Consider the following 12,507-nt stretch of genomic DNA (forward strand, 5'->3'; position numbering starts at 1 on the left):
CGATTTAAATATTTGTAAAAGATAATAAAAAAATAGAATGGGGTAAAAAGAAATGATTGAAAAAGGGAAAATATCATCTCTTCAGATGGCGATGTTACTATACTTTATTGTATTAGCTACAGCTATTCTGACTCTTCCATCAGTCGCCGGAAAAGATGCGAAGCAAGATCTTTGGCTATCACCAATATGGGCCTCCCTCATTGGTTTTCTGACATTAGGTATTTTTTTAAAATTAAACAAGTTTTATCCTAATGAAAATATTATTCAGTACAGTGAGCGTATTATTGGAAAGCTTGCCGGAAAGACTCTTGGATTTATATATTTGTTTTTTCATCTTTATTTGAATGGTATTGTTCTACGACAGTACGCGGAGTTCATTGCAAACTTTCTTCCGAAAACCCCTATACCTGTAGTAATAGCCAGTATGGTGTTAGTTTGCATGTTTGTTGTATACGGAGGAGTAGAGGTGCTAGCACGTGCCACACAAGTTTTTCTTCCATTATTTATTCTTCCTCTTCTTCTGATGGTACTTCTACTGCTACCTGATATAGAAATTGATAATATATTTCCTATCATGGGGAATGGTATTTTACCCTCTCTACAAGGAGCTACTTCTATTCAGTCATGGTTTAACGATTTTTTTTATATTTCTTTTTTTCTTCCTTTTTTGAAAGATCGAAGTAAGGCAAGAAAATTGGGTGTGATTTCTATTGTAGCTGTTGTACTAACTATGGTGATTACAAATTTAATTACCATTCTTGTATTAGGCAGCACTACTCAAGAATACATTTATCCCGTAATAAGTGTTTCAAGGTATATCAGCATAGCTAATTTTTTTGAACATGTCGAATCAATGGTGATGGCAGTCTGGGTTACAGGTATTTTTGTTAAAGTTTCAGCCATTTATTATGTACTTACACTTGGGACAGCGCAGTGTCTAAACGTACGTGATTATAAGCCATTTGTGCTTCCATTTGGTTTTCTCCAAGTTATAGTTGCTTTGTGGATATCTTCCAATTTTCAACAACTTGTTTCCTTTTTGTCTACAAGTGGCATTGTTTTCTTTTTTTCTCTAGAAATTGTAATTCCACTTTTTCTCCTCCTTATTGCTTTTATAAAAAAAGGGAGAAATGGGGGGCTTAATAGCAATGGAACTAAAAATCAAAAGAATCATTAGCGAAGATTTGGTAAAGCAGCTGCTTTCTGCAGAAACCCGGCGCTTTGCTTCTACACGTTATAAAAGAATTGAAAAATAGAAAGACCAGAAAAATCCATGAAAAAGTTATGCGGAAAAAATGGTCAAGAGACGTGAACTACGTGCTTCTACTTCCTCGATTCTCCAATCCTTGTGTTTCCACGCAATTCCGTAATCCTCTTCATGTAAACAGATTGCATCAGAAATCGTTTTATAGTGCCTTTACTACCTGGCATCTTAGTGTCGAAATAGCGAATTCCCTCTAGACAGCCACAGCCAAGCATTAAAGAATCAGCTACTTGCTCATCTTAATTTTTTAACTCTTTATAAAACCTTAAAAGTTAATAATAGGGTCATTTTGCTTGATATTTGTTTTATACATTTAATGAAATTGATTCTTACTTTACACTAGATAAGAAGAAAATTTATTCTAAACAAGGTTAGTATATTTATTTGCTGAGAAACGGAGGGAGTTAGATGGCAAATGTTCTTTTTTTTAACTTTCCCGGTGAAGGGCACGTTAATCCTACCATTGCATTAGTAGAAGAGCTTGTGAAAAAGGGAGAAGAGGTGGTCTATTACTGCATAGAAGAATATAGAAACAAGATTGAAAAAACAGGCGCTTTATTTCGTCCTTATGAAAACTTTCTACTCCATATAAATACAGAAAAAGGATGGCAGAGAAAATAGATCCTCTTGAAATGCTTTTGCATATGGGAAGGGCTATGGATAAGATTATAGAAGAGGTTTTAAAAGAAATAAGAGCGGAAAAGTACGATTATGTTATTTATGATAATAATTTCGCTGCCGGATGGATTATAGCTGATATATTACGAATACCCAAAGTATGTTCTTGTACAACTTTTGCAATTAATGGCCAAATTTTTTCTATGTTTATGAAGAACAGGGGAGAAATAGATAAGGAATCTCCAAGATACATGGAAATTGAACAAATTTCAAAAAAGTGGAAAGATCAATATGGAGTTATTCTTACTGATAGAAAAATACCATGACGTGTCCTGGAGATATAACGATTGTATTTACCACCAAGCTATATCAACCCATGGCCGAAGAATTTGACGACTCTTTCATATTTGTTGGCCCTTCTATTGCGCTACGTAAAGATGTCGAAGCTTTTACGTTGGAGAACATTCGACAAAACAAACTCATCTTTATTTCGATGGGAACGGTATTTAATCATCAGCCTGAATTTTATACTACTTGCTTTGAAGCATTTGGAGATACTCAGGTCACAGTCATTCTATCTGTAGGAAGGCAGACAGATATTTGCCAATTTAATAATATTCCCCTTAATTTTATAGTGCGTAATTATGTACCCCAATTAGAAATTCTACAACAGGCAGATGTTTTCATTACCACGGCGGAATGAACAGCTCCAGTGAAGGACTCTATTTTGGTATTCCTCTTGTTGTCATTCCTGTCATGGCTGATCAATCAATAGTAGCCAAGAAAATTGAAAATTTAGGAGCTGGATTACAGCTTAATCGTAAAAAGTTAGACGCTGCTACATTACGAAATACAACAGAAAAAGTGTTACTAAATCCATCATTTAAAGAAAGCAGCTGCAAAATTGGAGAATCTTTAAAAGAGGCTGGAGGATATAAAAAAGCAGTAGAAACAATTTTAAAATTCAAGAAGGGCATTAACAAAAACACCTCTAGTTAACGAAATAAAGTGTATTAATTTATTTTTTTATATCAATTATCAATTATAAACAAATGTGCATTTTGAATGAAGAATCCTTTGGTAATAACGTTTTTTTCCTAAATTAATATAATATTATTAAAACGAGGAATAGCAAAAGTTTTAAAAAACTTAAAATCGCTTGTAATGGGTTATCCTGCTGTTCCCACAGAGTATGGTCTTTATTTATATGTGAAAACGAAAGTTTAATAACGATGAGAGTTATTATAAAGCGTTAATCCGTCATATTAATAAATAGCCTGTTTTGATCAATTTTTTCAAAGCAGGCTTTTTTATTTGTTCTTTTATCAAGTATGAGTAAGATAACGAAATTTTTCTTTAAATTAGAGAAAAATAAAAAGGTCTTTGTATTACATTTTTTGTAGTCAAATGCAAAAAATAAGTATATAATCAATATTAAATTTGTACCTATAAATTTAATATATTGGAATGAATTTAAAAAGTCAGTATGAAAATAAGGAGTGCTATAATGAAATTCGCAAAGGATTTTTTATTTGGAGCTGCATCAGCTTCTTATCAAATAGAAGGAGCTTGGAATGAAGATGGTAAAGGCGAAACAAACTGGGATGTTTTTTCAAAGATTCCTGGAAAAACATATAAAGGCACAAATGGAGATGTAGCTATTGATCATTACCATCGCTACAAAGAAGATATTAAGTTAATGGCAGAGATGGGACTAGAATCGTACCGCTTTTCTATTTCATGGGCACGTATCTTGCCAACTGGCGATGGAGAAGTGAATGAAAAAGGCTTGGAATTTTATAATCAAGTGATTAATGAATGCTTAAAGTATGGAATTGTTCCATTTGTAACGCTGTATCACTGGGATCTGCCTTTGACGCTTGAAGAAGACGGCGGATGGACGAATAAACGAACAGCCGATGCTTTCGTTAAGTATGCAGAGGTTTGTTTTAAGGCATTTGGAGACCGTGTTAAACATTGGATTACGTTCAATGAAACCGTTATGTTTTGCGGATTAGGCTATTTAAAAGGAGCACATCCGCCTGGTATCCAAAACGATGAAAAAAAGTACTTTCAAGCTACACATTATGTGTTTTATGCACATGCAAAAGCCGTAGAGATCTATAAGCAGCTGGAGCAGTATGGAGAAATTGGTATTACACATGTCTTCTTACCGGCTTACAGTGTTGATGATAAAAAGGAAAATATCTTAGCTGCTAGACACGCGAATGAATACGAAACGTTTTGGTATTATGATCCGATTTTAAAAGGCGAATATCCATCTTACGTCGTACAGCAATTAAAAGAAAACGGATGGACCCCAAGCTGGACGAAAGAAGAGCTAGATACATTAAAAAGAAATGCCGAAAACAATGATTTCATTGGTCTTAATTATTATCAACCGATTCGAGTAGAGAAAAATCAAGAAGCTGTTTCGTCTATGGAGCACTCGAGGGAAACATCTACTTTAGCTCCTGGAAATCCATCGTTTGACGGCTTTTATCGCACAGTAAAGATGACAGATAAAACCTATACAAAATGGGGATGGGAAATTTCACCTCAAGGATTTTTAGACGGGCTGCATATGTTAAAAGAGCGTTATGGTGATATTAAAATGTACGTAACAGAAAATGGTCTTGGTGATGAAGATCCGATTATTGATGGTGAAATTGTAGACGTTCCCCGTATTAAATATATTGAAGAACATTTAAAAGTGATTAAGCGCGCAATAAAAGAAGGCATTCATCTAAAAGGATATTACGCTTGGTCTGTTATTGATTTATTAAGCTGGTTAAATGGTTATAAAAAACAATACGGATTCATTTACGTAGATCACGACGATAACTTAAATCGAAAGAAAAAACTGTCGTTTCATTGGTACAAGCATATTATTGAAACGAGAGGAGAAGAGCTATAAGTAAAAAGAAAACCTCTTGATTTTGATCAAGAGGTTTTGTGTATAATAGAAGCAGTAAATGATTGAGAATGTAAACTAGGGAGATTATATGGCTATAAAATATAAAGAAATTGCAGATCGTTTAGAAAGGGAAATTCGAGAAGGGACGTTTGATCAAACAAAAAAGCTACCGACGGAAGAAGAATTGATAAAAAAATTTGAAGTGAGCCGTAATACAATTCGAAAAGCAGTGACTCAGCTCGTCAATCGCGGCTATATCTATCAAGTCCAAGGAAGCGGCATGTTTTTGCGTGAGGAATCAGTCACAGATTATATTAATTTAGGCAGTCTTAGAGGATTAACGAAAGACTTAACGTCGAAAACAATTGAGACAAAAATTCTTTCTTTGCACGTGGTAGAAGCTGATGAATTAACCGCAAAAGGTTTACGGTGTGAAGGCGGAACCAAGCTATATTATGTGAAGCGGCTGCGAATTGTAGATGAAGAACCTTTTTCTATTGAAATCAGTTACTTTAAAAAAGATGTGGTACCTTATCTAAATGAAGATATTGCATCAAATTCTATTTATAGTTACCTGATAGATCACTTAAAATTAAACATTGGGTTTGCTGACAAAGTCATCAACTGCGAAAAAATTGATGAAGAAAGTGCTGAACTCCTTCATATCGACCCATTCGACCCAGCACTGATTATCGAAAATACGGTGTGCTTAACGAACGGAACGATCTTTGAGTTGTCAAAATCTATCTTTCACTTTCAAAAAGCAAAAATCTTAAATCGTATCAATTTTAAATAACATCAGCATTAACCGGTTAAGTTTATTTTTCTTAACCGGTTTTTGATTGTTTAAGAATGAAATGAGGTCGTGGATATGAGGGTCTTTTCTATGATAACTAATTGGAGATACGAAAGAGAAAAATGATTTTTCTTTACAACAAGGTAAGAGGAGGTAGATTAAATTTCTTTATATCAAATGACAAGCCGTAACTTCTTTAATGCCGATACAGGGGAAATTTCACATAATGAATGGTTTGAAATATAGTGTAATTGAATATGCTCAAGGGAATGCTAAACATAAATCAAAATGAAAAGGGGTATAAAATGTGGAATATGTAAAAAGAGAAACGGCTATAAGTGAACTGACTCATCATATGGATGACATTTTAAACAAATATAACCTTCAAGGCGTCTCCGTATATGAGGAAGAAGGAGAAGGTAATCACTATTATCTTGGCTACACAGTAAAAAAGGATGATCATGTGTTTATGCTTAACAGACCTTATATAAAAGATAAAGACGGGAAACTAGCAGTAGAAAAGCAAGAATGGACCGTTCAAGGTAACGAAGGAGAAACAAATGGATATACTTCACTTGAAGATGCATTTCAAAAAATTGATGAAATCATACATTAAATAAATTTGATGAATTTCACTGCGGATGCTTTTCTTTGAACGCTTGAGTACGAACAGTAGAGGAGCTAATAGGTGACGGGTGTCTTTCATCTATACTATCTAAATTTTCTTTGCTTTGAAGTCTAGAAAATTATATAATAAAAAATTGTTTTTTAAGGTTTTACTATATAAATACGGGGTACACATATAGTACAGCAGCTATCATGCAAATGGTTGTTGTGAAAGGTTAAATACTTAGTGTATGAAGGGACTGATTAGTTTTGAAAGGCTTAACAGCGACTTCAGCAAATGTATTACCGCAAATTGAAAGTAGATATTCGTATCTCACGCAAGGCACTTTGGTTATGAACCGATATACGTAACGAAAGGGCCTGACTAGGCAAACAAAGGAAAGACTGAATCAACGAGAAGAAGCCTGCATCTAAAAATGTAGGCTTCTTCTTTTTTACAGATGAAACTAAGATGATGGATGAGTACATAGCGGATATAAATTGAAAAGATTCACATTCAATCAATTTTCCGTGCACGTTTTTCTTGAAAAAAGGTCATAAGTTGAAGATACTGTATATAACTATGTAAAAGAATTTTTGAATACAAAATAGTAAATCTGCTTGAGGTGAAAATGATGAGAAAAGCAAATAAAAGTGAATTTCTGTGGAATACGTTAGACGGCTGGCTTTTTATCCCTAGGAACATTCCTTTACTATTTCTTTTTGTATTTCTCTTAGGGGTTTCTTACCTAGGTTGGGTTAAGCTGTTTCATAAATTCGTTTAGATACACCAATGAGCTGAAACAAAAAACTGTTTCAGCTTGTTGGCGTGCTGATTTATTTATTTTATGTATAGATGTACCGTAATTTACCTAAATTATTCATTCCATCCTTTGCAGACATCAACCCACTTTAAGCATTTCGAAAATTCTTCTAGTTCAGGTATTGTTAATTCGATTGCACTATTTCCACTTCCACAGGCAGGGAAAACGGTGACGAAACGTTTCAGAGATTCATCTAGATACACGTGAACACCTTCATTAACGGCAAAAGGGCATACTCCGCCTACAGCATGACCAATCAGCGTTTCTACTTCACTTGCTCCAAGCATTTTTGCTTTGGTTCCGAACTCTTCTTTATATTTTCGGTTATCAATTTTTGCATCTCCTGCTGCCACAATCAATAGAACAGTTCCTTCGGCGTTAAAAGAAAGACTTTTTGCGATGCGTTTCGGCTCGCATTTCAAAGCTTGCGCTGCCAGTTCTACAGTAGCACTGGACTCATCCATTTCGATAATTTGATTCTCCATACCATATTGTTTAAAATATGCTTTTACTTTTTCAATCGCCATTTTTTATATCCATTCCTTTCGTTAACTCTTGCAAATATGTATGATTGCCTTACAGAGAATGTGCAGTTGTTCTTTATAGTGAAAAAATCTTATTATTTTAATATACAGAAATTATACACAACTTTGAAGGTAAAAGCACATATTCGTTTTAACTAAAAAAGTTACGTAGGTAAAGTATTTTTAACTGATTAAAGCAGGATTACGGAACCCTTTGACGAATGTAACTATGTCGGCTGCGAAAACATAGGCATTAGAGCGAAAGATAAATGATGAAATTGAAAAGGCGCAAACGTTCTAGTGAAATGAGGAGAAGTAATGCCAAATTTACACACTGTCGTCAGTTTTTTTAGCAGTACATGTATGGCAACGATGAGTATGATTTATTTGTTTTCCCTTGTGCCGCGCGCATGGTCTTTTGAATTTCGATTTGGAGCCATGATTATAGGAATCCCAGTCGGCATTATAATGGGACAGGTTGCTATGCTGATCGGCTGGCACCATCATTAAAACTTTGAACTTTTTAACAAAAAAGGAGACGTGTAAAATGAATATTGTTACATTAAACAACGGTTTAAAAATGCCTCAGCTTGGATTTGGCGTATGGCAAGTAGAAGATAACCAAGCAGCATCTGCAGTGTCAAAAGCAATTGAAGTTGGGTATACCTCTATTGACACAGCCATGATTTATAAAAATGAAGGAGGAGTAGGTCAAGCGATTAAAGAATCTTCTGTTCCTCGAGAACAGCTGTTTATTACAACAAAAGTTTGGAACAGCGATCAAGGCTATGAAAATGCATTACGTGCATTTGACGAAAGCTTAGAACGATTAGGACTTGATTATGTCGATTTATATTTGATTCACTGGCCTACGCCTCAATATGATGAGTATGTGGAGACGTATAAAGCATTAGAAAAGCTTTATCACGATGGAAAAGTAAAAGCAATTGGCGTCTGTAACTTTGAAATTGAGCATTTAGAGCGCTTGTTAAACGAATGTGATGTAACACCTGTTTTAAACCAAATTGAGTGCCATCCGTATCTAGCTCAAAATGAATTAAAAGAGTTTTGTGCCAAACATAATATTTTTGTGGAAGCATGGAGCCCCCTTGATCAAGGAGGAGAAGTGTTACAAGACGAAGTCATTCAAAAAATTGCTGAAGTACATAGCAAAACTCCGGCTCAAGTTGTATTGCGCTGGCACTTACAGAACAACACAATTGTCATCCCTAAATCAGTTACACCGTCTAGAATAGAAGAAAACTTTAACGTGTTTGATTTTGAACTCACTGCCGATGATATGGCAGAGATTAATGAGTTAAACAGCAATCGCCGCAAAGGTCCGCACCCAAGTGACATGAACGTCCGATAACGTTTAAAGAAATAAGAATGTGCAGCCGTGAATCATCGCTGCTATAAGAAATAAAGATTTTATTTCAGATTATTTAAAATTTTCTTAAATAATAATTGACAAATGATTAATTCAGCGTAATACTTAGTGTAGGTACCCTAGTTGCTTTAAGTTGTACAGCTTAAAGTGTATAGTGATTTAGTCATTTAGCGATTGTTTGTATGTATAAGGTGAAGTGCTGATTATTAATAAAAGCCCATAGTGTAAGTAGGTTAGTTTATAGGGGGCTATATCAAAAGGAGCTTGTTTCCTCTTTGATATAGCCCCTTTTTGTGTTCAAAAAGAAAAGGTAGTATACAGTTTAACAAGGGAGCGAGTATGATGTTTATTCAAATCGATGGAAATTCACTGACGTTCGACCAAATCTACAAAGTTATTTACCAAGGATACTCCGTGAAAATTAGCGATCACGCAGTTGAACATATACAAAAAAGCAGAACGTTGGTTGAAGAGAGTATTACGAACAACAACGTAATTTACGGAGTAAATACTGGATTCGGAAAGTTTAGCGATACGGTTATTTCAAAAACGGACTTAGCTGATCTGCAGATTAACTTAATTCGCAGTCATGCCTGCGGACTAGGAGAACCATTTTCTTTAGAAGTAAGCAGAGTGATGCTGCTGTTACGAGCGAATGCATTGGCTAAAGGGTATTCCGGCATACGACTGGAAACCTTGCAGCTGCTTATCGATTGCTTAAACCAAAATATAGTGCCGGTTATCCCAAGTCAAGGTTCACTTGGAGCTAGCGGTGACTTAGCTCCATTATCACATCTAGCGCTGCTGTTAGTTGGAGAAGGAGAAGCTGTATATAATGACCAGCGAATGCAAGGAGAAGAAGCTTTAAAGCTAGCTGGGCTTAAACCTATCCAATTACAAGCGAAAGAAGGGCTAGCTTTAATTAACGGCACTCAGGCAATGACAGCTGTAGGAGTAGTTTCGTACCTTGAAGCTCAAAAGCTAGCAGATCTTGCTGACGGGATTGCAGCACTGACGTTAGAAGGTCTGCAAGGCATTTTAGATGCATTCATGCCCGAGTCTCATGCGGTAAGACCTTATCCGGAACAACAGCAGGTAGCTGCCCGAATTCTTTCGTATTTAGAAGGCAGTCAATTAACTACTTCTCAAGGTCAAATAAGAGTGCAAGATGCGTATTCACTGCGCTGCATTCCTCAAGTTCATGGTGCTATTTATCAAGTTTTAAATTATGTAAAAGAAAAGCTGTTAATTGAAATTAATTCAGCAACCGATAACCCGCTCATCTTTGCCGACAGCGGCAAAGTAATTTCTGGAGGGAACTTTCACGGGCAGCCCATTGCGTTTGCTATGGATTTTCTAGGAATTGCAATGGCGGAGCTTGGGAATATTTCTGAACGGCGCATCGAACGAATAGTAAACCCTCAGCTTAGCGGGCTGCCAGCATTTTTAAGTGCAGATCCTGGTTTAGAGTCTGGACTCATGATTACTCAATATGCTGCTGCTTCATTAGTTTCCGAAAATAAAGTATTAGCGCATCCATCAAGTGTCGATTCCATCCCATCTTCAGCGAATCAAGAAGATCATGTCAGCATGGGAACGACTGCTGCACGTCACGCTTATCAAATTATCCAAAATACACGAAGAGTTTTATCAATTGAAGCAATTTGTGCGGCTCAAGCGGCCGATATTCAAGGAGTGGATAAACTTGCTTCAGAAACAAGAAAAATTTACTCAAGAATTAGAAAAACCGTACCAATCATTATTAAAGACCGAATTTTCTCACGCGATATTGAGGCGTTAGCAGCTGATTTCAAAACCTTTGTGCAAGATACTAATTATGAACTAGCGCTGTAATAAAAATGTTAGTTTAACAGTTTTTCATTTTTATAGAGGAGGAAAACAAAATGGAGACAAAACAAAGTGGAATGAAAGCACCCCGTGGAACAGAACTAACGACCAAAGGCTGGGTGCAAGAAGCTGCTCTTCGCATGCTTCTAAACAATTTAGATTCCGAAGTAGCGGAGCATCCGGAAAAGTTAGTCGTATACGGAGGAATCGGAAAAGCAGCCCGTAACTGGGAGGCGTTCGATCGTATTGTCGCAGCGTTAAAAGAGTTAGAAGAAGATGAAACGCTTCTTATACAGTCCGGCAAGCCAGTTGCGGTTTTTAAAACCCACAGTGATGCACCGCGTGTTTTATTAGCGAATTCAAATCTTGTTCCTGCTTTTGCAAATTGGGAGACGTTCCATGAGCTTGATAAAAAAGGGTTAATGATGTACGGACAGATGACTGCAGGAAGCTGGATTTATATTGGAAGCCAAGGCATTGTTCAAGGAACGTATGAAACATTTGCTGAGTGTGCCAACCAGCATTTTAACGGAACTTTGAAAGGAACGATTACGCTAACAGCTGGATTAGGAGGAATGGGAGGCGCACAGCCACTAGCTGTTACGATGGCAGGCGGGGTTGTAATTGGAATTGATGTTGATCGCACGCGTATTGAAAAACGTATCGAAACAAAATATTGCGATACGGTAGTCGAAAGCGTAGCTGATGCGATCACGTTAGCTGAAGATGCAAAAAGATTGGGCAAAGCGCTTTCCATTGGATTAGTTGGAAATGCAGCCGAGATTCTTCCTGAGATGATAGAGCGAGGATTTATCCCAGATATTGTGACGGATCAAACATCGGCACATGATCCGCTTAACGGATATTTGCCGATTGGAGTCAGCTTAGCAGAAGGAGAAAGATTGCGGAATACAAATCCAAATGAATATATAAAACAATCAAAAGCAAGTATGGCTATTCACGTTCAAGCCATGTTAGAGATGCAAAGAAAAGGCGCGGTTGCTTTTGACTATGGCAATAATATTCGCCAAGTAGCGTTGGATGAAGGTGTCACGAATGCATTTGATTTCCCGGGATTTGTCCCAGCGTACATCCGTCCGCAGTTCTGTGAAGGAAAAGGACCGTTTCGATGGGTCGCTTTGTCAGGAAACCCAGAGGATATTTATAAAACAGATGAAGTCATTTTACGTGAGTTTTCGGATAATACGCATCTTTGCAACTGGATTAGAATGGCGAGAGAAAAAATTGAGTTTCAAGGATTGCCGGCTCGTATTTGCTGGCTAGGCTACGGAGAAAGAGCACGCTTTGGAAAAATTATTAATGATATGGTGGCGTCCGGAGAGCTGTCAGCGCCTATCGTTATTGGCAGAGACCATCTAGATGCCGGTTCTGTGGCTTCGCCAAATCGGGAAACTGAAGCGATGAAAGACGGCAGTGATGCAGTAGCAGACTGGCCGATTTTGAATGCATTAGTAAATACGGCAGCAGGCGCAAGCTGGGTATCTGTTCACCACGGAGGAGGAGTAGGTATGGGGTATTCTCTTCACGCTGGAATGGTTGTAGTAGCAGACGGGACGGAAGAAGCCGCCAAACGTCTAGAACGTGTTTTAACAACAGACCCAGGCATGGGAGTTGTTCGTCATGTAGACGCCGGCTATGATAAGGCGATTCAAACTGCAAAAGAAAAAGGAATACAAATTCCGGCGTTAAATGAATAAAA

10 protein-coding genes and 1 pseudogene are annotated in these 12,507 nt (G+C 36.8%); 9 read left to right on the forward strand and 2 right to left on the reverse strand.

What is annotated here, in order from left to right; all coding sequences use genetic code 11:
- Positions 1–52: 52 nt before the first annotated feature.
- Positions 53–1,177: a GerAB/ArcD/ProY family transporter gene (locus tag JNUCC25_RS08115; RefSeq protein ID WP_025601825.1), complete on the forward strand. Its 1,125-nt coding sequence runs from the start codon at positions 53–55 to the stop codon at positions 1,175–1,177.
- A 105-nt stretch (positions 1,178–1,282) separates the two neighbouring features.
- On the opposite strand, the gene JNUCC25_RS08120 is transcribed toward JNUCC25_RS08115, so the two are convergent.
- Positions 1,283–1,402, reverse strand: a complete 120-nt coding sequence (locus JNUCC25_RS08120; RefSeq protein WP_306471774.1) for a copper amine oxidase — start codon at positions 1,400–1,402, stop codon at positions 1,283–1,285.
- Between the two features lie 270 nt (positions 1,403–1,672).
- Here JNUCC25_RS08120 and JNUCC25_RS08125 point away from each other — a divergent pair.
- The 4 genes and pseudogenes from JNUCC25_RS08125 to JNUCC25_RS08140 all read left to right on the forward strand — a co-directional run bounded on the left by JNUCC25_RS08125 (position 1,673) and on the right by JNUCC25_RS08140 (position 6,211).
- A pseudogene (locus tag JNUCC25_RS08125) lies at positions 1,673–2,881 on the forward strand (macrolide family glycosyltransferase).
- Positions 2,882–3,389: 508 nt separating this feature from the next.
- Positions 3,390–4,799 (forward strand): GH1 family beta-glucosidase, encoded by a 1,410-nt coding sequence (locus JNUCC25_RS08130; RefSeq protein WP_013056314.1) that lies wholly within the window; start codon positions 3,390–3,392, stop codon positions 4,797–4,799.
- A gap of 88 nt (positions 4,800–4,887) precedes the next feature.
- Positions 4,888–5,595, forward strand: coding sequence for a GntR family transcriptional regulator (locus JNUCC25_RS08135; protein ID WP_013056315.1), 708 nt, complete (start codon positions 4,888–4,890; stop codon positions 5,593–5,595).
- Positions 5,596–5,902: 307 nt separating this feature from the next.
- The gene (locus tag JNUCC25_RS08140) at positions 5,903–6,211 is read left to right on the forward strand and encodes a DUF5634 family protein (protein WP_013056316.1); all 309 of its coding nucleotides are present in this window, start codon (positions 5,903–5,905) and stop codon (positions 6,209–6,211) included.
- Positions 6,212–7,078: 867 nt separating this feature from the next.
- Here JNUCC25_RS08140 and JNUCC25_RS08145 read toward each other — a convergent pair.
- Positions 7,079–7,552 (reverse strand): YbaK/EbsC family protein, encoded by a 474-nt coding sequence (locus JNUCC25_RS08145; protein WP_013056318.1) that lies wholly within the window; start codon positions 7,550–7,552, stop codon positions 7,079–7,081.
- Between the two features lie 315 nt (positions 7,553–7,867).
- Here JNUCC25_RS08145 and JNUCC25_RS08150 point away from each other — a divergent pair, with 315 nt between their 5' ends.
- The 4 genes from JNUCC25_RS08150 (at position 7,868) to hutU (ending at position 12,505) form a co-directional block, all read left to right on the forward strand.
- Positions 7,868–8,059, forward strand: a complete 192-nt coding sequence (locus JNUCC25_RS08150; protein ID WP_098239443.1) for a hypothetical protein — start codon at positions 7,868–7,870, stop codon at positions 8,057–8,059.
- Between the two features lie 37 nt (positions 8,060–8,096).
- Positions 8,097–8,921, forward strand: a complete 825-nt coding sequence (locus JNUCC25_RS08155; protein ID WP_454223072.1) for an aldo/keto reductase — start codon at positions 8,097–8,099, stop codon at positions 8,919–8,921.
- Between the two features lie 360 nt (positions 8,922–9,281).
- The gene (hutH, locus tag JNUCC25_RS08160) at positions 9,282–10,793 is read left to right on the forward strand and encodes a histidine ammonia-lyase (protein ID WP_454223281.1); all 1,512 of its coding nucleotides are present in this window, start codon (positions 9,282–9,284) and stop codon (positions 10,791–10,793) included.
- Positions 10,794–10,843: 50 nt separating this feature from the next.
- A complete protein-coding gene (gene hutU / locus JNUCC25_RS08165) occupies positions 10,844–12,505 on the forward strand; it encodes a urocanate hydratase (RefSeq protein WP_029324272.1) in 1,662 nt (553 codons plus the stop codon).
- The last annotated feature ends 2 nt before the right edge of the window (positions 12,506–12,507 follow it).

The organism is Priestia sp. JNUCC 25 (genome assembly GCF_053667915.1).